We start from the raw sequence: 22,816 nt of genomic DNA, 5'->3' as shown, positions 1-22,816 counted from the left end.
CCGGCCGGACTTGACGGATCGTCCCCTCCGACCCCGTGCCCCGCACCGTCCGGGGCCGCACGGCTCCGGCCACGGGTCGTCGGCATGCGCTGCCCGGAGGCCCTAGCCGATCCGGCCGAGCCGGTCCGCCGCCCGTCGGCCCCGCCGGGAGCGGTGGGCGGCCGCGGCGGTGGAGACCGCGTCCGGCAGCCAGGACGCCACGTCGTCGACCTCCGGGATGCGCGGGCCTTCCCGGTTCGCGTCCCCGATGGCCTCGAACAACCTGTCCTTGTCCCGGGCGAACTCCGCGAGCAGTCGGGCCGGGGAGTCGATGCCGCACTCCACCAGCAGGCCCAGGGTGGCGGCGCAGTCGAGGCGGTCGTGGAGCTGGGTCAGCTGGGCGATCTGGACGAACCGTTCGACCAGCACCGGCGAGACGTCGAGGTACTCGGCCAGGACGGCGCGCTGACGGGCGGTCGCGGTGCGGAGCAGGAAGTCCGTCGGGGCGCTGAGCCCGGCCTCGACGAGCGCCGGCCGGCAGGAGTCGAAGACCGGGAGGTCGAGGAAGGTCGAGGCGGCGGCCGTGAGCTCCTGGTACTCCTTGCTGTCGTGCAGCCCGGCGAGGCAGGGGTCCTTGCGGGCCTCGGCCCTGAGCGCCTCGGTCGGCAGGGCGATGCGCAGGTAGTGGATGGCGGTGCGGTCGGACACCCGGGGGCGCCGCGGGTCGAGGCCGGCGAGGCGGGCGTACTCGTAGGCCAGCCGCGGCGGGGGCGCGGACCTCATGAAGGGGCGGCGGGCCGACCACACGCCGGAGAGCGCCGCGATCTCGTGCTCCATGGCCTCGGCGACGGGGCGGATCTGCCGGGCGAGGGTCATGTGCTCCACGTCGTCCGTGTCGGTCTCCACGCACTTGCGCGCCAGTTCCTCGACCGCCCTCTTGGCCTTGCTCGAGGCGTCCATGTCCCGGCCGCCGGTGGCCGCACAGCGGTTGATCCACTGGGAGGCGCTGCGGTACAGCGCACGGATCACCAGGACGTCGGGGCAGAGCGCCTTGACGACGGCCAGCTGCTCGTCCGCCGCGTCGGCCAGCTGCCGGTAGGCGTAGCTGTCGTGCCGCGTCGCGTCCTGGAGGGCCCAGAGGTGGTCGACGCGGGCGAGGATGTTGCCCGGGTCCTCGTCGACGGCCCTGGCCAGCAGCGCCGTCCGCAGGCCGGGATCGTCGATGAGCGAGCGACTGGTCGCGATCACCTGCAGGGTGACGCTCCGCCAGTTGGTGGCGCCGCAGAGCTGGTTCCTGAGCCGGGGGTGCGCCCGGCTCAGCCGCAGCAGCGTCACCGCGGCGGCGCCGGTGAGCAGCTGGGCCTTCGCACGCTCCCGGGCGTCCTCGCTCCTGCTCAGCGGGAGGAACAGCTCGGCGCGGCTGAAGATGTCGCTCTCGGCGTGGCGGCCGTTGCGGGAGAGGGTCACGGTGATCCGGTTGTCGTCCATGATGGCGGCCCGCACCCGCCAGGTGAGGTCCGGCCGGACGGCGAAGAAGAGGCCGGAGAGGGCCGCGGCGATCTTCCCGTTCGGCAGGGCGCTGAGGTCCTCGGTCTTGATCGTGCTCAGGTGCATGGAGCTGGTGATCGCCCGCAGCCGCATCGGTGGGGTGTCGATGCCGAGGTCCTGGACCCGGGCCAGCAGGTAGTCGGTGGCCACCGCGTCGTTCTCCCCGTCCGGGGACTGCACCGACACCTGGACGCGGAGGTTCTGGCCGAAGGTCGCCGCGGTGAGCAGGATCCCGTCGAGCGCGAGCACCGCGTAGGTGGTGAGGAGCCGTCGGCCCGGGTCGTCCAGGACGACCGTGCGCAGCAGCAGACCGAGGCCGCCGACGGCCAGGAGCGGGACCAGCAGCCGCCCCCAGTAGGTGAACGCCCCCGCCAGGGTGGGCCGCCAGGAGCGGAACAGTCGCCCGAGCGTCTGCCGGCGCGACTCCCGCTCGGAGGCGAACCGGTAGCGGCCGTGGGTCCAGGCGGCCGCGAGGGTGACCGCCGTGGGGAGGACGACCAGCACCGTCAGGTCGGCCGGCCAGTCGCTGAGCTCGCCCGGGTCGAAGGGGTGGAACATCTGGTAGACCGTGAACATCAGGGCCGACCCGATCAGCAGGAAGTAGCCGGCGATGCCCAGCGAGATCCGCCACGGCCTGGGCCAGGCGATCGAGTCGACCTTCACCACGACGCCCGTGAGCAGCCCGCTCAGCGCCACCAGGGCGAGGAGCAGGATGGCGGCGGCCGTGAACAGCTGGGTCATCGGCAGGACCCAGCGGTCGTAGAACAGGTCCCAGCGGGAGAGGGCCAGATCCTGCTGGCGGGCCGTGATCGCGTCGAGGCCGGCCGCCGCCTCGGCGTTCTCGGCGTCGTTGCCCAGCGCCTCCCGGAACTTCCTTTCGGCTGCCGCGAGGTCACCCGCCTGGAGGAACTCCTGCCCGGCGGCGGTCGCCTGGGCCGCGACCTGGTGGTGCGCGGCGACCAGCGTGAGACCGAGCGACGCGCAGGGCAGCGGGTTGCCGTCCTCCGTCTGGGTGTAGAGCGCGGTGGCCTGCGCCAGGTGGCCGGCCTCCAGCGACTGCTGCGCCAACGCACAGAGCGCGGTCGGGTCGGCGGCCGCGTACCCGGGGGCGGCCGACGCGGTGAGGGCCGCGACCACGGCCAGCAGCACGGCGGCGGTCGTCCGGCCTGGGTGTCTCGGCATCATGCACACCTTGAGTCCGCTCGGTCCCCCGTCCACGAACGATAGGGTGGCCCGCCGCGCACCGCCGGTCGGGCGCCACCGGTCGGACGACGCCCCGCTGCTCCTCCCGAGGGCGTCGACGGGTGGGCGGGCGCGGAACCGCGGCGCTTCGTCCGTGTGTCCGATGTGAGGGGCGCGTGCGGTCTCCTGCGCGCCCCCGGCACATTCCGAAGGCGGCCCGGTGCGGGATGCGGCCGTGCTGTGCCGTTCGCCCGGGAACGGTCCGGAGCCGTGGTCACCGTCCCGGCGGCCGGTGTGGCGCGGCCGCCGAGGGGTAGCTTCCCGCCTCGGTCCGCCGCCCGTCCCGGCGCGGCGGCTTGCACGGGGGAGACGGACCATGACGAATGCCTGGAAGCGGGTGCGCCGGGGTGCGGCGGTGCTGGGGCCGCGCTCACGATGGCCTGCGCGGTGCCGTCAACGGCGTCCGCGAGCGTGTGGGACGACAACACCGATCCGATGATCCGGTGCTCCGGCGACGCCAGGACCATCGCGAGCCTGCCGATGACCCCGGAGTACGGCGGACCGGTCGTCACCCACCTGGAGGTCCGCTACTCGCCCTCCTGCGGAACGAACTGGGTACGGGTCTGGAACCCCTACGCCACGGGCACCCACGAGTCGTACCTCACCATCCGCCGCGACCAGGCGGGCGGCGGAGGCAAGGTGACGGCCCGTCTGCGCGAGTACGGATACCAGTGGACCTACCAGGTCTGGGCGCCCGGCTGCATCTACGTCTCGGCGGCCCTCGTCAACCTCACCACCCACCGCGTGGACGCGGGCGGCTTCAACCAGGAGGTCAGGGTCTGCTGACGCCCCCTTCCGGGCGGGCTCGCCGCCGAGATCGAGGGGCGCCGTCACAGGCTCAGCAGCAGGTCGCGGACGGCTGCGGGTCGGGACAGGAACGGGTGGTGGCCGGCGTCGAGTTCGACGACGTCGTCGGCGCGGCGGGCGAATTCGCGTTGCAGGGGCGGCGGGGTGCCGCGGTCGCGGGTGCAGACGAGGTAGGTGGAGGGCAGCTGCTGCCAGGCGGCCGCGCCGACCGGTTGTCCGAGCACCCGGACGCTCTGCCGGGCGAGGTGGTCCGCGGCCTGCGCCCGGACGTCCGGGTCGCAGTCCTGGAGGAACGTGTCCACGAGCAGGTCGGGGCGGACGCCGAAGGTGCCGGCGGCAGGGTCGACGTCGAGGAACGGGGCAGGCGTGCCGTCCCCGAAGTCCGACAGGCTCTGCCCCACTTCGGGGAGGTAGCTGGAGACCAGCACCAGGTGGCGCACCGCCCCGACACCGGCGGCGGCCTCCGCGGTGACGATGCCGCCGTAGCTGTGGGCGACCACCACGGTGGGTTCGTCGCCGTCCAGCAGGGCCCGCCGTACCGCCGCGACGTCCTCGGAGAGCCCCGGACCGCCGGTGCCTCCGGGCGTGCCCGCCTCGCCGCAGCTCGGCAGCGCCGGAGCCACGCTCCGCACCCCTCGTTCCCGCAGCAGCTCAGCCGTGCGGTGCCACCACCACGACCCGTCCCGCACGCACGCCCCGTGCACGAACACGACCCTCATCCGCGCCACCTCCACGTCCGCCTCGGCCGACCCGCCCCGACCCGCCCCGACCCGACCCGACCCGACCAACGGTATGCGCCGGCCGCCGTCACGACCGGGAACCGGGCCGACGGGGCCGCGGCCCACGGGCACCGGCGGCCGGTCGGTACTGTGATCCGGTCGATCGTCGAGAGGTGCCCACCATGGTTCAGAACGCGGCCGAGCCGCACGCCACCACGCGGCCGGCGCTGCTGCAACTGACCGGGGTGAGCCGCTCGTACGGCGACCGGGAGGTCCTGCAACCGGTCCACCTGTCGGTGGCCGCGGGTGAGTGCGTGGCGCTGGTCGGCCACAACGGGTCGGGCAAGTCGACGCTGCTGCGGCTCGCGGCCGGCCGTGACCTGCCGAGCCGGGGCACCGTCCGGTTCGACGGCCTGGCGATGGACGAGAACGACCCGCGGATCAGGGCCCGGGTGGCGGTCGTCGGCGACACCGTCGCCTGCTACCCCGACCTCACGGTGCGCGAGCACCTGCTGCTGGTCGCGGTCGCGCACGGGATCGCCGACGCCGCCGCGTGGGTCCAGCAGGTGCTGGAGGACCGGATGCTCGACGAGCGGGCGGACGCGCTGACCTCCGCCCTGTCCTCCGGGCAGATGCAGTCCCTGCTGCTGGCCTGCGCACTCGTCCGGCCGCGGGACCTGCTGCTCCTGGACGAGCCCGAGCAGCGCCTCGACCCCGGCGCGCGCCGACGCCTCGCCGACCTGCTCAAGGCGGAACTCGCGGACGGCGTGGCGGTGCTGCTGGTCACCCACCACGCCGACCTCGCCCTCGCGGTGGCCGACCGGGTCGTGGTGCTGGAGGAGGGCCGCGTCGTCCGGCAGGGCGTCCCCGAGGCGATGCTGGCCGCGGAACTGCTGCTCGCGCAGCTCCCGGCCGCCGGGTCCGCGGGGTCCGCCGGGTCCGCAGACGACGTGCACGGCGGGGAGGGCCGGTGAGCGCCACGGACGGCCCGGCGGTCGCCGCGGAGGACGGGCCCGAGGAACCGGCCCTCGCGGCCGACGCCCCGCCCGCCGAGTGGAGCGACGACGACGACTGGACCGACGAGGCGCTGGCCCTGCTGCGCTCCCTGCGGACCCCGCACCGTCTCAACCGGGTGCGCCAGGTCGCGTACGCGCTCTACTGCACCGTGCTGATCCTGGTCGTCTGGGGAGGCGTGCCGAGCCTGGGCCTGTTCCTGCAGGCCGCGATGGGCGCCGACTACACCGGTGGCGGCCCGGCGCTGCTGGCCGCCCTGCCGGGCGGCGTCGCGGCCGTCGGGCTGGCCGTCCTGCTGCTCGCCGTGCGCGACGGGCTCTGGCGCGGCCCGGTCGTGCCGCCGCGGGCCACCATCGACTGGCTGCTCGTCCACCCGGTCCGCCCCGGGCCGGTGCTGCGGCCCTGGTTCCGGCTGTCCTGCGGGCTCGCGGTGTTCCCCGGGATCGTGGCGTCCGCGGGCGCCATGGTCGTGCTCGGACTGACCGTCCGGGCCGGGCTGCCCGCCGCCCTCGCCTGGTGCCTGATCGGCGGGACGTGCCTGCCGCTGCTCGGTGTCTGCGCCGCGCTGTCGGTGGAGCGCAGCGAGCGGGCCGCCCTCCTGGCGCGCCGGCTCGCCCCGTACGCCACCGTGCTGGTCCTCGGGTTTGCCGCGCAGAGCGCCCTGGCCGCCGCGGGGCACTCCGTCCACTGGCTGGACCGGGTCGTGCTGTGGTCGGGTCCGTGGGGCTGGGCGGGGATCGCCGCCCTCGCGCCGACGCCCGCCGCCGTCCCGGGGAGCGGAGTGGCCGCCGCCCTGCTGATCGTGTCGACCGGCGTCTGCCTGGTGCGGGCCGACCGTGCCGCCGGAACCGTCTCGCTGACCCTGCTGCGGGAACGGGCCAGGAACGCCGCGAGCGTCCTCGCCGCCCTGCGGACGGTCGAACCGCGCGCCGCACGGCTCGCCGTGAACGCCGCCACCGGCGGTGACCGCCGGCTGAAGGTCCGGCTGCCCGCGCCCCGCAGGGCCTGGCTCGTCGTGTACTGGCGGGACACGCTCGCCCTCCTCCGCTCGCCCGCGCGGCTCGGCCGGGCGGTGCTGCTGACCGTGCCGGCACTGCTGTGCGCCGTGCCCGCCCACGCCGCCCGGTGGAACGTCTCGCTGGCCGCCACCGGACTCGCCCTGGTCTTCGGCCACCTCGCCGTCGCCCAGCTGCTGGAGCCCGCCCGGATCGACACGGACGACGTGCGCCGCGCCTCCTGGACGCCGTTCCCGTTCGCCGGCCTGATGCTGCGCCACGCCGTCGTCCCCGCCGTGCTCGGCGCGCTGCTCGGCGCGGCGGGGAGCACGGTGGCGGTGCTCTGCGGTGCCGGTCCGGCGGCCTGGCTGGCACCGGCCGCCGTTCCCGCACTGGTCGGCGCTGGCCTGGTGAACGCCTGCCGGGGCGCGGCCCGCCGCGACCTGCTGTACCGCCCGGCGCAGGCGACCGGTGGCGGCGCCGGCAACATCGTGGCGTTCGCGGCCTGGTACGCGACGGGCCCCGCCGTGGCCGTGCCGCTGCTGGCGCTGCCGTTCTCCGCGGCACTGCGCGGCGGGACGGTGGACTCGCTGGGCCGGGCGGCCGCGGTCGGCGCGGTCGTGGCGGTGGGGCTGTTCCACTGGGCCCGGGTCAGGGCGGAGAAGCTTCCCGCCCAGGCCCGGCCGGGCCGGGCGGGCTGAGGCCCGGACCCGCGCCCCGCCCCGTGCCCCGGGTACGGAGCCGGGGCACGGGGCGGGGCCGGTGACGACGTCGAGCGGGCAGGGAGGAGAACGAATGTCGGAGGCCGACGAACCGGTCCACGACCACCTGGTGGACTCGGCGGCGTTGCGGCCCGACGGCCGCGTCGCCGACCTGGGCTGCGGCAGGGGCCCCACGCTGGCGGCCTTCGCCCGCCGGTTCCCGGGTGCCCGGCTGATCGGCCTCGACCGGTCGGCTGCGGCTGTCGGGGCCGCCCGGGAGCTGTTGGCGGACCATCCGGGCGGCGCCGCGGTCGCCGTGGCGGACCTGTCAGGCCGGCTCCCGCTTCCGGACGGCAGCGTCGACGCCGTGGTTTCGTACAACGTCCTCGAGTGCCTGCCGGACCCGGCCGCGTTCCTCGTGGAGGCGGCCCGTGTGCTCCGGCCGGACGGTCGGGCAGTGGTGGCGCACGTCGACTTCGACTCCCTGGTGGTCGCGGGCGCGGGCCGGGAGCTGGACCGGCGGATCTGCCACGCCTTCACCGACGACCGGCAGCCCTGGACGGACCACGCGGACGGGAGGATCGGACGGAAGCTGCCCGGCCTGGTGAAATCCTCACGGCTGTCGCTGGAACGGGCCCACCCCTGGGTGACGAGCTCGACCGAACCGAGCGGCCACGCCGCCCGCCGGATCGACGGCATGCGGCGGGCACTGACAAGTGCCGCATCGCAGGGCCGCGGTGCCGTGTCCCTCGCGGAGGTCGAAGCCTGGCACGACGCGATCCGGCTCGCCGCGGACCGGGGACGCTTCTTCCTCGCCGAGACGGCGGTCGTGGTGACCGCGCGGAGGCGAGCCCCGTCCCGGCCGCGAACCGACGACGGGTCCGAAACAGCACTGGATGCCCGGACCCCCACCCGACTGCGGGGCCCCCACGGCCGGGATGGCACGATCGGCCCATGACGATTCCCCCTGTGCGCGACCTCCGCGGGCCGGTCCTGCCCCACCTGCCGGGCGGTCGCTGATGCTCGGCCGGTTCCGCCGTCGTCGCGGCACCGAGGGCGGCAGGGGCGAGGAGATCGTCTCGCGCCGGATCCCGATGGCCTCGGTGGGACGGCCCGTCCCCGCCGAACTGGCCGAGCTGGAGACGGAGGCCGAGTCGGGCGACGTCCTGGCGATGGCGAACCTCGGCGCGGCCCTGATCGCGGTCGACCGCGCCCGGGCACTCACCTGGCTGACCAGGGCCTGGGACGCCGGCAACGTCGGCGCCGGCTTCAACCTCGGCACCCTGCACTCGCTGGCCGGAGACACCAACCGCGCCCAGGTGATCTGGGAACGCAGCGCCGCCCTGGGCGACCCCGACGCGATGCTCGGCCTGGTCCGCCAGGCACTCGACCGCGGCGACCGGGCGACCGTCGACCGCTGGGCCCCGCTCATCCTCGACCAGGACGAGGCCTACCCCGTCACCGCCCTGGGCGTGGCCTTCCGGGACCACGGCGACCCCGACCGGGCCGTGCAGGCCTTCCTGCGCGCCGAGTCACTGGGCGATGCCTACGCCATGGAGTACCGGGCCCGCCTCCTCGACGCCCGCGGCGCGCACGCGGAAGCGGCGGCGCTGCGGGCACGGGCGGAGACGGCCGAGCGGATGATGTGAGTCGCCCCGGGCGGAGACGGACGGCCGGGCGGCGCCCTTCGACGCCCGGCCGTCAGGCTCGGAGGGCCAGGCCGAGGACGGCGAACAGGGCGCTCATGCCCCGCGCCGGACCCGGCGGGGTGTCTCGCCAACAGGCTCCACCCGAGCAGGACCCCGTCCGGCTGCCCGGCGGTCGCAAGTGACGTCATGCGCAGCTTCCGATCCGCCCGGGGCCGATCACCGGTCAACGGCGGTTCGCCACCCGCCAGGGACTGTGACGGTACGTCGGGAAAGGGCCCACTGAGCGGGTGATCGCGAACCGGCGGCCCGCGGCGCCGTGTTGGACGACCATGGCCTGGTTGCATCCTCCTCGACGAACGGAGAGCCGGTCATGACGACCGTCGCGTACGGAGCGCACCCGGACCGGGTGGCGGACCTCCACCTGCCACCGGCCGGCCGGGGCGGGGCGCCGGCACCACTGGTCCTGCTGCTGCACGGCGGCTTCTGGCGCGAGCCGTACGGCCGTGCCGAACTGTCGCCGCTGGCCGCGGACCTGGCCTCGCGCGGCTGGGCGGCGGCCAACGTGGAGTACCGGCGGGTGGGCGGGGACGGCGGCTGGCCGACGACGTTCCTCGACGTCGCCCGAGCCGTCGACGTGCTGCCCGAGGAGGTCGGCCGCATCGCCGGCGGGACGGTGGACACCGGCCGCGTGCTGCTGCTCGGGCACTCGGCGGGCGGACACCTGGCCCTGTGGGCGGGCCTGCGCCACCGCCTGCCCGAGGGATCGCCGGGCCACACCGCCGACGTGCCCCGGCTCACCGGCGTGGTGGCCCTGGCTCCGGCCGCGGACCTGCGGTGGGCCCATGACCTCGGTTCCGGTCGCGGAGCCGTGGCCGACCTGCTCGGCGGCGGTCCCGCGCAGTTCGCCGAACGCTACGCCGCGGCCGACCCGGCCGCCCTGGGTGGGGTCGAGGTGCCGACGGTGGTGGTGCACGGCGAGCAGGACGAGAACCTGCCCGTGGGGATGGCCCGGCGTTACGCCGAGACCGCCGGTGCCCGTCTCCTCACCCCCGGGAACTGCGGCCACTTCGACCTCGTCGACCCCCGCTCCGCGGCATGGCCGATGGTGGTCGCGGCCCTGGAGGACCTCCTGGCTGCCGCGCCGGGGGAATGACGCGCCGCTTCTGATCCACCGTCAAGGGCCCGGGGTGCGAGGGGATCGCACCCCGGGCCCCGGGGTGGACCGGCGGATCTCTGCGCGCCATTGTTTGAACGCGTTCAATTAGTCCTGGTCGGGCGAGGGGGGCGTCATGGAGCGGGTGGCCGTCAACGACGCGCCGGTGCCGGCGGGCGCGCGGGTGCCGGCCGGACTGGCCACGGCCTGCGCACTGCCCTTCGCCGCCTGGTGGACGTCGGTCGGCGCGGGCCTCGACGGCGGGCTGGTGATGGGCACGCTCTTCACCCTGCTGCCCCGGCTCGCCACCCGGGCACGCGACTTCCGCTGGGCCTGCCGGCTGTTCGCCGGACTGCTGCTCGCGGCCTCGGTGGTGGGCGTCCTGCTCGGCTGGTTCCTGCTAGTGCCGCCGGCCCTGGTCCTGCTGGCTGCGGGCGCCCGGTCCGGCCTCCGCCCGGAGTGCCTGTCGACCGTCCTCGGGGGCGCGGTCGCGTTCCTCACCCTCGCCGGCTTCGGCACCATGCTCTTCGAGCAGGTGGTGGCTCCGCACTTCCGCGAGCCCGCCGCCTTCACGGCCACCGCGGACGGCGCCCCCGCCGGTCGTCGCCCGGGAACGCGACGGCGCCCTGACCGGGATCCCAGCGCTGGGCCACGGCGCGACCGCCGTCTTCTTCCACGAGGAGGGCGGCAGGCGGGAGGGGTGGATGACCGTCCAGTTCTCCCCGGGCACCCCGCGCGCCGAACTCGGCATCCTGCGCGAGCGGATCGGCGCCCTTCCCCGCATCCACGACGTGAAGCCGTGCAACCCGTCGGCCGGCGACTGCGACTGACGGGCCCGACACGGGACGGAAGCGGGCGAGCCGGCCTGCAGCCGTCCACCGCCGCCGTCCACGGCGCGGGCGCCGAAATCACGTCAGATCACGGAGCCGGCCATCGGGCCTCCGGGGCGGGTGCCCCACTCACGGCGGCCGGCCCGACCCGTCGAGGAGCGTGACCGCCGGACGTCGAACCGCCCCGCGCTGCCGGTCGTCACCCGGCCGGCGCCGGGAGCGGCATCGCCCCGGGTGGCCGGTTCTCGACCCTGCACCCTGCGTGATGGGCGATGATCGCAGCGTGAGCGTATGGTGGGTGGGGCGCAGGGACGATCTGCTGGCCCAACTGACAGTCCTGCTGGTGTACTTCGGTGCGGACCCGCTGGAGGATCCCGGCACCGGCGAACTCGCCCGTACCGCGGCCGCCCTGGCGGGCGAGTACCGGACGAGCGACCGGGGCGAGGGGATCCGCCGCGCGGCGACCCTCCTGCAGGATGTCGCCGCCGAACTGCGCGCGGCCGACCGCTTCCGCGGCACCCTCCTGCCCGTCGTCAACCGCCACCTGCGCTGCGCCGTGGCCCTGTTGGTACGGGCCCGCGCCGGCCTGGGGACGGCGGCGGGCCCGGCCACCGGCGGGCGCCCGCGCACCGGGGCTGCCGGCTAGACCCCGCGGCCTGCCGACTCCGTCCCGGCCCGGACCCGGCAGGCCCGGCCCCGGGAGGACCGCCTGCGGAACGCGGCGACGCGCGGGACGGCCCGATCGGTGCACCGGCCGTGGAGCAGATCCGCAGGGCGGTGTTGTCGGTGGTGGGCCAGGCCATCTCCTCGCGCCGGTCGCCGAGGATGTCCGCAAAGAGCGACGGCGTCGCCTCGGTGCCGTTGTCGGCATGCACCCGCGCCGGTGAGCAGGCGGGTGTCGCCGCCGGGCTGCCGGAGGGTGCCGTCCCCGGAGCGCTGTTCCTGCGCGGGGCGGTTCGGCGGTGTCCGTCCGGGCGGCTGTGGCGGCCGTGACCGGGTGGGCCGCCTGCGGCACCGGTGGGGACCGCGCCACCCGCGCTGCGCAGGGTGCGGTGAACTCCTCCGGGGGAGCGGCCTGTCGGGCCGGGGGAGACGCTCTCACCGGCTGACGGCGGCGGTCCGTCCTCGGCCTGCGGCACCGGCGTGGACCGCAGCGTCCGCGATACGCGGCGTGCGGTGAACTCCCTTGAGGAGAAGGGTTGTTGCGCGCATCGGAACTCTGTCGCCACGACGGTGCCGTGTCAAGCAGCACGGCACGCCCGCACCGGCCGGGGTGCGGGCGTGCCGCCGGCCGGTGCGGGGTCCGCGTACGGGGTCAGTCGGAGAAGTCCTGGGTCATCCACACGGTGCCGGAGGAGTCGCGGAGGAGCTCGATCCCGACGTGGTGGAAGGCCGGGTTGAGGATGTTCCGGCGGTGGCCGTCGTTGGGCGGCTGTTCGGCGAGCATGTCGTTGGTGAGGCCGAGTGCCATGCCGGCCATGCCGTCGGTGGTGTCGGCCACCGGGCCGCCGTCGCCGATGTTCTCGCCCGCGGTGCTCCACTGCACGCCGCCGGCGTGTTCGCGGTCTCCGAAGGCGGCCTCCCCCGGGCACTGGTGCTGGAGGCCGCAGCCGGCCGCCATGGTGTGGTTGTGGGCGTTCGCGCTGGTCTGCAGACCGGCGAGCATCTGCAGCGGGGCGACGCCCTGGGCGGCACGCGCCTGGTTGATCAGGTTGAGCACCTGGTTCGCCCCTGCGTCCGCGGCCGAGCCCGAGCCGGAACCCGAGCCGGAGCCCGAACCCGAACCGGAGCCGGTGGTGGTGGGCTGGGCCGTCCTTGTCGGGGGAGCGGCCGCCCGGGTCCTGGTCGGGGCCGCCGTGGCCGTGACGCGCTGCTGGACGGGGACGGTGGGGATGGCGGACGCGCCGGGCAGGCGGGTCGGGCCGGTGGTGGTCTGCGGGGACGCGGCCGCCGACGGCACGGCCGACCGGCTCGGCGTCCCCGCCGTGTCGACGGTCGGCAGCTGCGGTTCCGGTGCGGCCGCCGTCGTGGTGTCCTGCGGGCCGGAGGAGAGCGCCATCCTGCCGCCGACCACCGCGGTGGTGGCCGTTGCTGCCACGGCGACCACCGCGAGCAGGGGCTTGGCGGCAGACCCGGACCCGGCCCGGTGCCTGCCGGGCACCGCCCGCCGGTGCGACCCGCCGCCCGCCCGGCGCGTGGACGGGCCGGGCCCGTGCCGGTCCGCAGGCTCCCCGCTCGGGTACTCCGTCATCTGCTCTCCTCCGTCGACCGGTCGACTGCCCTTCCGGACAGGAGACCCTCATCCGGGCCGGGGATAACGGAAATCGCGCGAATGTTCACGGAAAAACTGCCGCCGCCGACCGCGGCGCGGGTCGGCCGGCCGTTGTGGGCCGCTCACGGTACCAGCAGCACCAGGACGGGACCGGTGGCGAACGTCATCGCGCCGCCGCCGGGCAGGGTGAACGACGTGCCCGCGGCGGGGTCCGGGCGGCTCCAGTGGACGTCCCACACCCGGCCGTCGCGCAGCACCTCCGCCCGGCCCGCGCCGGTGGTCCGGGTGAACACCTCGTTGTCGGGATGACCGGCGTTGAAGTCGGTGAAGAGGCCGGGCACCGTGCTGACGTGCTGGACGACGACGGTCGCCGTCCCGGACCAGGCCGGGTGGCCGTCCACCGCGACGCCGTACGTGCTGCCGTCGAAGCGCACGCCGATGAACGCGGAGGGCAGGTGCCAGGTCATGGCGTCGAGCGTTCTGCCGCCGTCCGGTGCGGCGCCGAACACGAAACCGGGGGAGCGGGCGGGTACGGACGGGAACCGGGCGAGGGCCTGGTGCGGGTCGAGGAAGGCGGGGTCCACGGCGTCGTGGGTGAACGCGCCGGGGTCGTTCGACGGGGTGACGTTCTGCACGTCGGCCCGCTCCAGGAGCGGAAGGAGGCCGCCGATGGCGCCGCTGTAGGCGAAGTCCAGGTGCCCGTACTGCTGCAGGAGCGGGATGTCGGTCTGCCGGGCGGAGCGCACCGGGCCGATCAGGGCGGGCAGATGGTTCGCGTCGTACACGGCGAGGAACCGGGAGAGGCCCCCCTCGACCTGGATCCAGTACACGACGTCGGCGCGGGCGAGTCCCTGCTGGATCGACTGGGCCCGGGCGCCGACGTTGTCGATCTTCACGGCGAGGGTGTTGCCCGCCGTGCCGACGTTGTCGAGCGGGTTCGGGAGACCGGGTACTCCCGGTACTCCTGGCAGTCCGGACTCCGGGGCGTCGGACGGCGCAGGCGTGCCCGGTGCCGGGGCGGTGGACGCGGCCGGCGCCCTCGGTTCCGGGACGCTGCCGGCACAGCCCTGGAGGGACGCGAGTCCGATGCCGGCCCCGGCCGCCGCGAGCGGCAGCCCGATCCGGGCGCGGACGCGTCGCTGCGGGCCCCGGGCGGTGGTCGCGTGGGCGGTGCTGCGGATGTCCACCGGAGCTCCCCTCCCGACCGGTGGATGCGGTCGTGATCGGCAGCCGGCGTGAACCGACGTCTGCTGCAGGACGTGCCCGCACGGCCGCGGAGTACTCCCGCCCGGATCGTCGTCTTCCGCCCGGGGAGCACGGCCGGGTTCCGCCGGCCCGGTGGTCCGCGGTCGGCTCGGCCGATCCCTTGACCAACGGCGGTTCCCGGGGCCGAGAATGAGTGACCATCACTCGTTCGGGGGCGGATGAAGGCAACGGTGCGAACCGCCGCCGTGGCGCTGGCCGTGCTGTTCGGGCCGGTGGCGGCCGGCTGTTCCGCGGGCGCGGACCGGTACGCCGGTGTCGAGGCCGAGGCGGTGACCCTCGCCGACGCGCCGGTGCACCTGCGGATCACCGGCCTCGCCGGGGGCGAGCAGGTCACCGTCACCTCGTCCGCCGACGACCACCGCGGGCAGCAGTGGCAGGCCCACGCGGTGTTCCGCGCCGGCCGGCACGGCACCGTGGCGCTCGACACGGCGGCCCCGCTCGCCGGCGGGTCGTACGCCGCCGCCGACGGCATGGGGCTGTTCTGGTCGATGGACCCGGTCGGCCGGCCCGCCGACCGCACGGGATTCCTGCCGCTCCTCCCCGAGACACGGCCCTCCTTCGACGTGCGGATCACCGTGACGGTGCACGGTTGGGAACCGGCCGGCCGGACGCTCACCCGGCAGTGGACGGGCGCCGGGGTGTCCACCGAACGGCTGACCGTGGCCCGTGACCACGTCGACGGCCGGCTGTTCCTCCCGCCGCCGGGCACCCCGGTGAAGTCGGCGGTGCTGGTCTTCGGCGGCTCGGGGGGCGGCGACAGCCAGCGGTACACGGCGGCGCTGCTCGCCTCGCACGGCCATCCGGCCCTCGCGGTCGCCTACTTCGCCGAGCCGGGGCTGCCGGCCACCCTGCACGACGTGCCGCTCGAGTACTTCCGGACGGCCGCGCGCCTGCTCGCCGCGCAGCCCGCGGCGGCGTCGGCGCCCGTGGTCGTGATGGGGTACTCGCGCGGCAGCGAGGCCGCCCTGCTGCTCGCCCAGGACTACCCCGACCTCGTCCGGGGCGCCGTGGTCCACTCGCCCTCCGCGCAGGTCAATCCCGGCCTGCCGAACGGCGGCGACGCCTGGACGGTCGAGGGCCGGGCCGTGCCGCGGCAGCCGATCCCGCTGGACCGGGTCAGCGGCCCGATCTTCGCCGTCGCGGGCGAGTCCGACCAGCTCTGGCCGGCGCCGGGCTGGGCACGGGCGATCGGCGCGGCGATGCCCGGCGCGAAGCCCCGGCAGGCGCTGGTGTACCCGGACGCCGGCCACGGAGTCGGCACCTTCCCGTACCTGCCCGCCCCCACGCAGTTCGTCAACCCGACCAGCGGCCGAATCGACCTGCTCGGCGGCACCCGGGCGGGCAACGCCGCCGCCCAGGCCGCCGGCTGGCCCCGGGTGCTCGCCTTCCTGGACGCGGTGCCGGCGTGCCACCCGGCACCGGCACCGGTGCGGCCGGCCGACCCCGGTGGTGCCGGGGCCGTCGGCGGCGACCGGTCAGGTCAGCTCGTCAGTGAGGGCGGCGACGAACGCGGCGAGCTCGGCCTGCGCGACCGGGTCCGGCACGGCCTGCGGCAGGGCCGCGTGGGCCAGCCGGACGTGCTCCCGGATCCGCTCCTCCAGCCAGGCACGGCCCCCGCACTCCTCGACGAGGTCGGCGACGTGCCGGAGCCGGTCGAGGGTGGGCTCGGCGGTGTCGTCGTAGAAGGCGGCCAGTTGGTCGCGGGCCGGCCCGTCGGCCTGGAGGGCGACGGCGACGAAGGCCCGGGACTTGCGTCGCCGCAGGTCGGCCAGCGGGTCCTCGAGGGCGTCGCGGGAGGTCCCCCAGACGCCCTCCCAGTCGTCGAAGAAGGCCATCGCCATCCCGGCGTGGTAGCCGAACCGCTCGGCGGCGGCGAGCTCGTCCCCACCGGCGCCGCGCACCAGGGCGCCGGCGAGGCAGACCCCGGCGGTGGGCAGGGCGATCGTCTTCTCCAGCAGTTCGACGGCGAGGTCCGGGCTCATCCGCGAGGTGCCCTCGGACTCAAGGTCGCGGACCTGTCCCGAGCAGCACTCCCGGATCGCGCGGGCGGCCCGGCCGATCAGCTCGGTGGAGACCCGGTCGCCCACCTCGGCGAGCAGCTCGAACGCGAGGCAGTGCACGGCGACCCCGGCCTGGATCGCGGCCGGTGCGCCGAAGGCCGCCCAGAGGGTGGGCCGGCCCTTGCGGAGCATCTCCCGGTCGACGATGTCGTCGTGGACGGTCCCGGCGGCCGACATCAGGGTGCCGGCGAGGGCCGCCGTCCGGGCGGCGTCCCACGCCTGCGGGGTGCTGCCCGCGCACAGCAGGGCGACCAGCGCGGGCCGCCGCCGGAACCCGACCGGTGACGTCGGCCGGCCCTCGGCGTCGACCCAGCCGAAGTGGTACTCCGTCATCCGCCGGACCGGCTCGTCGAGCCGGGCCACCGCCGCCCGCAGGGCGGGCTCCATGTAGGCGATGACGTCCTGGGTGATCTGCTGCGAGGTGCGTACGGTCTGCACGAAGGTCTCCGACATTCTCGAGTCGCCACGGAACGGCGCCGCACCTCCTGCGACGGTCGGCGTGGCCCTCCTGACATGACGCCCCGGCCCCGCGTCCGCCGCAACCCGGCGCGGGCGCACCCGCTGCCGGTGGGCCGGCACCGGGGCGAGCGGCCGCCCCGAGCGACCGCCGGTCCCGTCCCACGGGCACCTCCACGTCCGAACCGTCCCACGAATGCCGCCTATTGACGCCGCATCGCCCCGGTGCTTCACTCTCCACCGCGAGTGAGAGAGCGCTCTCACGGCATCGGGGGCCGGTCCCGGACCCCTCCCCACCCATCCACGCCAGGGAGAGTCATGTCTGTCACCCCGACCCGCCGGACCGTGCTCCGCGGTGCAGCGGTCGCCGCCGCACTGCCCGTGGCCGGCACTCTCGCGACCGGCCCGGCCTCCGCGGCGCCGGACGCCCGCGGCACCACCGACCTGGGCACCAACGTCCTGGTCTTCGACCCCTCCATGGGCGACGCGGCGATCCAGGCCCGGGTCGACGCCGTGTTCAAGATCCAGGAGTCCAACCAGTTCGGCACGGAGCGGTACGCCCTCGCCTTCAAGCCGGGCACCTACAACGTCGACATCAACGTCGGCTTCTACACGCACGTGCTGGGCCTCGGCCAGAGCCCCGACGACGTCGTCATCAACGGGCACGTCACCGCCGACGCGCAGTGGTTCCAGGGCAACGGCACCCAGAACTTCTGGCGGGCCGCCGAGAACCTCTGCATCGTCCCGCCGGACGGCCTGGAGCGGTGGGCGGTCTCGCAGGCGGCCCCGATGCGCCGCACCCACGTCAAGGGCAACATGACCCTGTGGCCCAGCCCGCCCGGCAACCGCTGGTCCAGCGGCGGCTTCCTCGCCGACAGCGTGGTGGACGGCCAGGTCGAGTCGGGTTCGCAGCAGCAGTGGCTGTCCCGCAACGACACCTTCGGCAGCTGGACGGGCGCCAACTGGAACATGGTCTTCGTCGGCACCCAGGGCGCTCCCGCCCAGAGCTTCCCCAGCCCGCCGATGACCACCGTCGACCGGACCCCCGTCGTCCGGGAGAAGCCCTTCCTCACCGTGGACGCCCACGGCTCGTACCACGTCTTCGTCCCCGCCCTGCGCCGCGACTCCACCGGGACGACCTGGGCCTCCGGCAAGACCGCCGGACACGGCATCCCGCTGTCCGCGTTCCACGTGGCCCGGCCCGGCGACTCCGCCAGAACCCTCAACCGCGCCCTCTCCCAGGGACGGCACCTGCTGTTCACCCCGGGCATCTACCCGCTCTCCGCCCCGCTGCGGGTGACCCGGCCCGGGACGGTCGTGCTCGGCCTGGGCCTGGCCACCCTGCAGGCCGTCAACGGGAACTCGCTGGTCGAGGTCGCCGACGTGGACGACGTCACCGTCGCGGGCCTGCTCCTGGAGGCCGCTTCGGCCGGCTCCCCGGTGCTGCTCCGGGTCGGGGAGGGCCGCAGCCGCCGGAACCACTCCGGCCGCCCCACCGCGCTCTTCGACGTCTTCGCCCGGATCGGCGGCGTCGTGGCCGGCGGCACCGAGGTCGCCATCCGGATCGACAGCAACGACGTGATCGTCGACCACATCTGGGTCTGGCGCGCGGACCACGGCCTCGACGGCAGCGTCGGCTGGTCGGTCAACCCCGCCGGCACCGGCTTCCTCGTCAACGGCGACCGGGTCACCACCTACGGCCTGTTCGCCGAGCACTTCCAGAAGTACGAGGTGCTCTGGAACGGCAACCACGGCCGCACCTACTTCTTCCAGAACGAGCACCCCTACGACGTCCCCACCCAGTCCGCCTGGGTCCACCACGGCACCCGCGGCTACGCCGCGTACAAGGTCGCCGACTCCGTCACCGACCACCGGGCCTGGGGCCTGGGCAGCTACTGCTTCTTCAACCTGCAGGCCGACATCTACGCCGACCGGGCCTACGAGGTTCCCGACACCCCCGGTGTCGTCCTCACCGACCTGATGACCGTGTGCCTCAACGGCCCCGGCGGCGGAGGCATCCTGCACTGCGTCAACAACAGCGGCGATCCCGTGCAGAACGGATTCGGCACCTACTTCATGAAGGGCTACTCGAACGGCGTGGCGACCGTCTGACCGCCACCGGGGCGGTGACCGGGTCTCCCGGCGCCGCCCCGGCGCGGCGGCCCCGGGCCCCGGCCGGGAACGACGTCCCCGACGTCCCCCGGGAAGTCATCCCCGGAACGACTTCCGCGACCCGTCCGGCACCGGGCGATCCACGACCGTCACACGAGCAGCCCGCACGCCCCGATGGGACGGCTCCTCAGGAGGTCAGGACCTGGCGGGCGGCCCGGACCTGGGTCTCCAGGCCGGCCTTGGCCTCGGCCATCGCCTTCCCCTCGGCGGCGATCGCCTCCAGCTGGTAGGCGTAGTCCACCGCGTACCAGACGCCCACCACGTTGTGCTCGTGCCGGCAGGCCGCGTCCGCCTTCGCCACCCGGATCTCGTGCGGGGTGGGCATGGGCGTCCTGTTCCACTCCGGGTCGCCCATCGCCGCCACCGGATCCGGGTAGTCGAAGCCGTTCCCCTTCATGCACTGCGACCACCGGGCGAACGCGGCCCGGGTGCGCGTGTCCTGCTGGGACTCGCTCAGCGTGCGGAACTTGAGGGTGACGGCCGTCTGCGGGTCGCCGATCTGCCCGTCCGCAGCACCGGTGAGCCGCTGGTTGGCCTCGCCGAAGCAGCCGTGGTCGGGCACCTTGCGGCCGTTGACGAGCTGGCCTCCCGGGCCGAACCGTTGCTTCGGGTCCGAGGAGCCGGTCTCCGCGATCGTCTCCTCCCGTGACGTCGGCGCCGGGGCCGACCGGGGCTGCATCTTCTCGGCGGGGACGCCGCCCTCCGGGTGGTAGCCCCAGATCGCCATCGTCGCGGCGTTCTGCGGGCCGTAGCGGCCGTCGATCCGGGTGGTGGGAGCGTCGCTGCCGCGCAGTTCCCCGGGCGACGCGGGGAAGGCGAAGGTGAACCCGAGCCGGGTCATGCAGGCGGTGACCAGCTTGGCCTGCGCCTGCTCGACCTGGGTCTGCTGCTCGTAGTTGAGCAGGTAGCCGTCGAGGGGCAGCGGCTTGTCGTTGGCCGAGTCGAGCGCCGGCACGGCGGAGACCGAGGGAACGGGGTCCGTGCGCGACGGGGAGGCGGTGCCGGGCTTCGGCTCCGCAACCGCGCCCGCGCAACCGGCCAGCAGGAGCGGCAGGGCGATCAGCAGGGCGGTGCGGCGCGGGCGTCGTGACACGGGTGGGATCTCTCTCGCGAGGAGGACTCGGCGGATCGGCGGCCGCGGTGGTCCCCGGCCGGTGGGGACGGCCGGGGACCACCGCGGGAGCCGCCCGGGCCCGGACACGGACCCGGGCGGGCTCGGACGGGCTCAGTGGAAGGCGCCCGAGGCGTTGTTGTTCTTCAGCGTGCTGTTGAGGTCCACGGTCTTCCAGGCCGGGATGGTCTGGCAGGCGTACCGGCAGTCGTACCAGCTGTTGTAGTAGACGACGAAGTTGCCGCCGTACCAGCTGTCCACGGCCGCGGCGTGGTTCTTCACCGTGTTGCCGACACCGTTGCTGCCGTTGAGGCCGGGCTGGAACCAGTAGGCCCCGTAGTCGTGGATGTCACCGCCCTGCTGGAAGTAGGCGCCGTAGCCGTAGGCGCTGGAGTTGTAGTAGAGGCAGACGGCGTGGGTCTCGCCGTTGCAGTCGTAGTTGATCGCCGAGGCGGTGTCCGCCGTGGCCAGGCCGGTCGTGGCGACGGCGGCGGCCACGCCGGCCGCGGCGAGGAGCTTCCTGATGCGCATCTCGTTCCTCCTTGCGACGCCGGCACCTCCGGCGTTCGGTCAGAGCGGTCCCGTCTGTGGTCTCCGGGCGGTTGCGGCCCCATCATGGGGACGGCCCGTATCGCCCCGGTAGCGCCGTCGTAGCGCGGGACGCACCGTGGGCGCCGGGACGCCACCGCCCGGGACGGGGACCGGGGACTCCGTCGACCGGCGGCTCCGCCGCGTGGGCGCGGGCGGCCCGGACCACGCGGGAACCGGAGGAGTCAGGGGGGACCGTGCACACGGCCAAGGATCCGAAGCTCCACATCGTGCTCGGCCCGGTCTTCCTCCTGGCCGCCGTCCTCGTGGGCGGTTCGGGCATCGCGGCCCACGTCGAGTACGCCGGAGCCCCGCACGTCCGGGCGACCGTCCTGGTGGCCGCCTACGACCGCACGGCCCGCGGCACCACGGCCCGCGTCGTCACCGTCGCCGCCCCGGACCCCGTCCCCCTCGACGACCTCGGCTCCGCCCCCGACGGCCTCGTCCCGGGCGACACCGTCACCGTCCTCGGCCGCCCCGGCCAGCGCTGCTCCCGAGCCGGCTCGGCTGGTCCCGGCTGCTCGTCCCCGCCGTCTTCGCACTGATGGGCCTCGTCAGCACCGCCCTCGGCATCGACGCCTTCCGCAACGGACCCCCGCCAAGCCCCGGCGACCCCGAGGCCTGGGACTGACCACGCGCCGCAGAACGTCGCACCGTCGAGGACGACGGCCGAGGACCGCCGGCGTGGACCGGGCTGTCGGCAGTGGGGGCGCCGACAGCCGCGGGTCCGGGGTCCGGGGACGTCAGCCGGCCAGCGCCCGGGCGGCCGCCCGGACCTGGGTCTCCAGGGCCGTCCTGGCGGCAGCCATGGCCGGGGCGTTGGCCTTGATCGCCTGCTCCTGGTAGGCGTAGTCGACCGCGTACCAGACGCCGACCACGTTGTACTCCGCCCGGCAGGCCGCGTCCGCGGTCGCCACCCGCACCTCGCGCTCGGTGGGCAGCGCGGTCCTCCGCCACTCCGGATCGCCGACCGCCGCCAGCGGGTCCGGGTAGTCGTACCCGCTGCCCTTCATGCACTGCGACCACCGGGCGAACACCGCCCGTGTCCGGGCGTCCTCCTGGGAGTTCTTCAGGGTCGAGAACTTGATGTCGTCGGCGGTCTGCGCGTCGCCCACCCGGCCGTTGACGGCCCCGGTCAGCTGCTTCACCGACTCCCCGACGCAGCCGTGCTCCGGCACCGTCTGCCCGTTCACCACCTGCCCGCCGGGACCGAGCCGCTGCTTGGGGTCGGACACGCCGCGCTCGGCGGCGGCCATCTCCGGCGTGGTCGTCCAGCCGCCGCCCGGTACGTCGGGGGTGGCGCGGATCCCGCCCTCCGGGTGGTACCCCCACTTCGCCATCAACGCGGCGCTCTGGTGCCCGTAGCGCCCGTCCACCCGGCTGGCGGGGGCGTCGCTGTCGCGCTGCTGGTCGGCCGAGCCGGGAGGCGTGTACGTGAACCCGAACCGCTTCATGCAACGGGACACCAGCTCCTGCTGCGCCTTGGCGACCTCGGACGCCTGCTGCGGGTTCAGCAGGTAGGCGTCCAGCGGCAGGGGCTTGTCGTTCGCCGACGTGAGGGTCGGTGTCGCGGAGACCGGCGGCGGCGTCACCGGCGCGGTCGGCGGTCCGTCCACGCCGGGGTTCGAGGCTGCGGCGCTCGCGCAGCCGGCCAGGAGCAGCGGCAGGGCGATCAGGAGAGCGGCGGGGCGGCGGCGCCGGCGGCTGGACACGGGAGCGAGGGCCTTCCTGGTCGGCGGGGCGGGCTGGGCGGGCGGGGAGCCGCGCCGGTCCCCGGCCGGGTGCACCGGGCCGGGGACCGACGAGAACGATCGAGCGTTGCCGGGCGGGGTCAGACGACCCGGCCGGACGCGTTGTTGTTCTTCAGCGAGGAGTTGAGGTTCACGCTCGCGTACGGGGCGACGGTCTGGCAGGCGACGCTGCAGTCGTAGCCGCTGTTGTAGTAGACGCGGAAGTTGCTGGCGATCCAGCTGTCCACCGCGGCGGCGTGGTTCTTCACCTCGACGCCGGAGCCGCTGGAGCCGTTCGCACCGCCGCTGAAGTACTTGCCGGCGTAGTTGGAGACGTCGCCGGTCTGGATGTAGACCGCGCCGTAGCCGTAGCTGCTGGAGTTGTAGTACAGACAGACCTGGCCGTAGGTGCAGTCCTGTGCGGGCGCGGCCATCGCCGGTGCCGCGGTGGACAGCCCGACGGCGAGGACGCTTCCGGCCACGGCGGCCGCGGCGACGAACTTCTTGACGCGCATGTCGTTCCT

The 22,816-nt window shown here is 75.1% G+C and carries 21 protein-coding genes and 1 pseudogene; 11 read left to right on the top strand and 11 right to left on the bottom strand.

The window, feature by feature from the left end; translation table 11 throughout:
• Positions 1 to 102: 102 nt before the first annotated feature.
• Positions 103 to 2,709: a hypothetical protein gene (locus tag AB0442_RS06350; protein ID WP_366160961.1), complete on the bottom strand. Its 2,607-nt coding sequence runs from the start codon at positions 2,707 to 2,709 to the stop codon at positions 103 to 105.
• A gap of 447 nt (positions 2,710 to 3,156) precedes the next feature.
• Here AB0442_RS06350 and AB0442_RS06345 point away from each other — a divergent pair, with 447 nt between their 5' ends.
• The gene (locus AB0442_RS06345; RefSeq protein WP_366160959.1) at positions 3,157 to 3,555 is read left to right on the top strand and encodes a DUF2690 domain-containing protein; all 399 of its coding nucleotides are present in this window, start codon (positions 3,157 to 3,159) and stop codon (positions 3,553 to 3,555) included.
• Between the two features lie 44 nt (positions 3,556 to 3,599).
• Here AB0442_RS06345 and AB0442_RS06340 read toward each other — a convergent pair whose 3' ends face one another.
• Positions 3,600 to 4,295, bottom strand: a complete 696-nt coding sequence (locus AB0442_RS06340) for an alpha/beta hydrolase (protein WP_366160957.1) — start codon at positions 4,293 to 4,295, stop codon at positions 3,600 to 3,602.
• Between the two features lie 182 nt (positions 4,296 to 4,477).
• On the opposite strand from AB0442_RS06340, the gene AB0442_RS06335 reads away from it, so the two are divergent.
• From AB0442_RS06335 to AB0442_RS06315, 5 genes are all read left to right on the top strand, one after another.
• Positions 4,478 to 5,269, top strand: a complete 792-nt coding sequence (locus tag AB0442_RS06335; RefSeq protein ID WP_366160955.1) for an ABC transporter ATP-binding protein — start codon at positions 4,478 to 4,480, stop codon at positions 5,267 to 5,269.
• Positions 5,266 to 7,005, top strand: coding sequence for a hypothetical protein (locus tag AB0442_RS06330; protein WP_366160953.1), 1,740 nt, complete (start codon positions 5,266 to 5,268; stop codon positions 7,003 to 7,005). Before AB0442_RS06335 ends, AB0442_RS06330 begins: the two co-directional genes overlap by 4 nt.
• 94 nt (positions 7,006 to 7,099) lie before the next feature.
• The gene (locus AB0442_RS06325) at positions 7,100 to 7,963 is read left to right on the top strand and encodes a methyltransferase domain-containing protein (protein WP_366160951.1); all 864 of its coding nucleotides are present in this window, start codon (positions 7,100 to 7,102) and stop codon (positions 7,961 to 7,963) included.
• 61 nt (positions 7,964 to 8,024) lie between these two features.
• Positions 8,025 to 8,654 (top strand): hypothetical protein, encoded by a 630-nt coding sequence (locus AB0442_RS06320; RefSeq protein ID WP_366160949.1) that lies wholly within the window; start codon positions 8,025 to 8,027, stop codon positions 8,652 to 8,654.
• 370 nt (positions 8,655 to 9,024) lie between these two features.
• Positions 9,025 to 9,807 (top strand): alpha/beta hydrolase, encoded by a 783-nt coding sequence (locus AB0442_RS06315; RefSeq protein WP_366160947.1) that lies wholly within the window; start codon positions 9,025 to 9,027, stop codon positions 9,805 to 9,807.
• Between the two features lie 108 nt (positions 9,808 to 9,915).
• On the opposite strand, the gene AB0442_RS06310 is transcribed toward AB0442_RS06315, so the two are convergent.
• Positions 9,916 to 10,086, bottom strand: coding sequence for a hypothetical protein (locus AB0442_RS06310; RefSeq protein ID WP_366160945.1), 171 nt, complete (start codon positions 10,084 to 10,086; stop codon positions 9,916 to 9,918).
• 425 nt (positions 10,087 to 10,511) lie between these two features.
• Between AB0442_RS06310 and AB0442_RS06305 the strand changes: the two genes are divergently transcribed.
• Positions 10,512 to 10,637, top strand: coding sequence for a hypothetical protein (locus AB0442_RS06305; protein ID WP_366160944.1), 126 nt, complete (start codon positions 10,512 to 10,514; stop codon positions 10,635 to 10,637).
• Positions 10,638 to 10,920: 283 nt separating this feature from the next.
• Positions 10,921 to 11,283, top strand: coding sequence for a hypothetical protein (locus tag AB0442_RS06300; RefSeq protein WP_366161218.1), 363 nt, complete (start codon positions 10,921 to 10,923; stop codon positions 11,281 to 11,283).
• Here the strand turns inward: AB0442_RS06300 and AB0442_RS06295 are convergent.
• The 3 genes from AB0442_RS06295 to AB0442_RS06285 all read right to left on the bottom strand — a co-directional run bounded on the left by AB0442_RS06295 (position 11,171) and on the right by AB0442_RS06285 (position 14,096).
• Complete coding sequence (locus AB0442_RS06295) at positions 11,171 to 11,512, bottom strand: hypothetical protein (RefSeq protein WP_366160943.1); 342 nt, start codon at positions 11,510 to 11,512, stop codon at positions 11,171 to 11,173. The genes AB0442_RS06300 and AB0442_RS06295 overlap by 113 nt on opposite strands.
• A 440-nt stretch (positions 11,513 to 11,952) precedes the next feature.
• Complete coding sequence (locus tag AB0442_RS06290; protein ID WP_366160942.1) at positions 11,953 to 12,888, bottom strand: CAP domain-containing protein; 936 nt, start codon at positions 12,886 to 12,888, stop codon at positions 11,953 to 11,955.
• 143 nt (positions 12,889 to 13,031) lie between these two features.
• Positions 13,032 to 14,096, bottom strand: coding sequence for a DUF3048 domain-containing protein (locus AB0442_RS06285; protein WP_366160941.1), 1,065 nt, complete (start codon positions 14,094 to 14,096; stop codon positions 13,032 to 13,034).
• A gap of 237 nt (positions 14,097 to 14,333) precedes the next feature.
• Between AB0442_RS06285 and AB0442_RS06280 the strand changes: the two are divergent.
• Positions 14,334 to 15,509, top strand: a pseudogene (locus AB0442_RS06280) (acyl-CoA thioesterase/BAAT N-terminal domain-containing protein); the annotation flags it as partial.
• Positions 15,510 to 15,650: 141 nt separating this feature from the next.
• On the opposite strand, the gene AB0442_RS06275 reads toward AB0442_RS06280, so the two are convergent.
• The gene (locus AB0442_RS06275; RefSeq protein WP_366160940.1) at positions 15,651 to 16,673 is read right to left on the bottom strand and encodes a polyprenyl synthetase family protein; all 1,023 of its coding nucleotides are present in this window, start codon (positions 16,671 to 16,673) and stop codon (positions 15,651 to 15,653) included.
• A gap of 336 nt (positions 16,674 to 17,009) precedes the next feature.
• Here AB0442_RS06275 and AB0442_RS06270 point away from each other — a divergent pair, with 336 nt between their 5' ends.
• Entirely contained in the window at positions 17,010 to 18,803 is a 1,794-nt protein-coding gene (locus AB0442_RS06270) for an adenylyl cyclase (RefSeq protein ID WP_366160939.1), read from the top strand.
• Between the two features lie 187 nt (positions 18,804 to 18,990).
• Here AB0442_RS06270 and AB0442_RS06265 read toward each other — a convergent pair whose 3' ends face one another.
• Complete coding sequence (locus AB0442_RS06265) at positions 18,991 to 19,956, bottom strand: hypothetical protein (protein WP_366160937.1); 966 nt, start codon at positions 19,954 to 19,956, stop codon at positions 18,991 to 18,993.
• A gap of 132 nt (positions 19,957 to 20,088) precedes the next feature.
• A complete protein-coding gene (locus tag AB0442_RS06260) occupies positions 20,089 to 20,505 on the bottom strand; it encodes a hypothetical protein (RefSeq protein ID WP_363545422.1) in 417 nt (138 codons plus the stop codon).
• 254 nt (positions 20,506 to 20,759) lie between these two features.
• Between AB0442_RS06260 and AB0442_RS06255 the strand changes: the two genes are divergently transcribed.
• Positions 20,760 to 21,107: a hypothetical protein gene (locus AB0442_RS06255; RefSeq protein WP_366160936.1), complete on the top strand. Its 348-nt coding sequence runs from the start codon at positions 20,760 to 20,762 to the stop codon at positions 21,105 to 21,107.
• Positions 21,108 to 21,305: 198 nt separating this feature from the next.
• Here the strand turns inward: AB0442_RS06255 and AB0442_RS06250 are convergent, their stop codons facing one another.
• Entirely contained in the window at positions 21,306 to 22,274 is a 969-nt protein-coding gene (locus tag AB0442_RS06250; RefSeq protein WP_366160935.1) for a hypothetical protein, read from the bottom strand.
• A 119-nt stretch (positions 22,275 to 22,393) separates the two neighbouring features.
• Positions 22,394 to 22,807, bottom strand: coding sequence for a hypothetical protein (locus AB0442_RS06245; RefSeq protein WP_363545429.1), 414 nt, complete (start codon positions 22,805 to 22,807; stop codon positions 22,394 to 22,396).
• Positions 22,808 to 22,816: the final 9 nt, after the last annotated feature.

The organism is Kitasatospora sp. NPDC085895 (genome assembly GCF_040702125.1).
GTDB classification, from domain to species: domain Bacteria; phylum Actinomycetota; class Actinomycetes; order Streptomycetales; family Streptomycetaceae; genus Kitasatospora; species Kitasatospora arboriphila.
The sequence above is the reverse complement of the archived record's forward strand: the minus strand, read 5'-3'. Positions and strand labels throughout refer to the sequence as shown.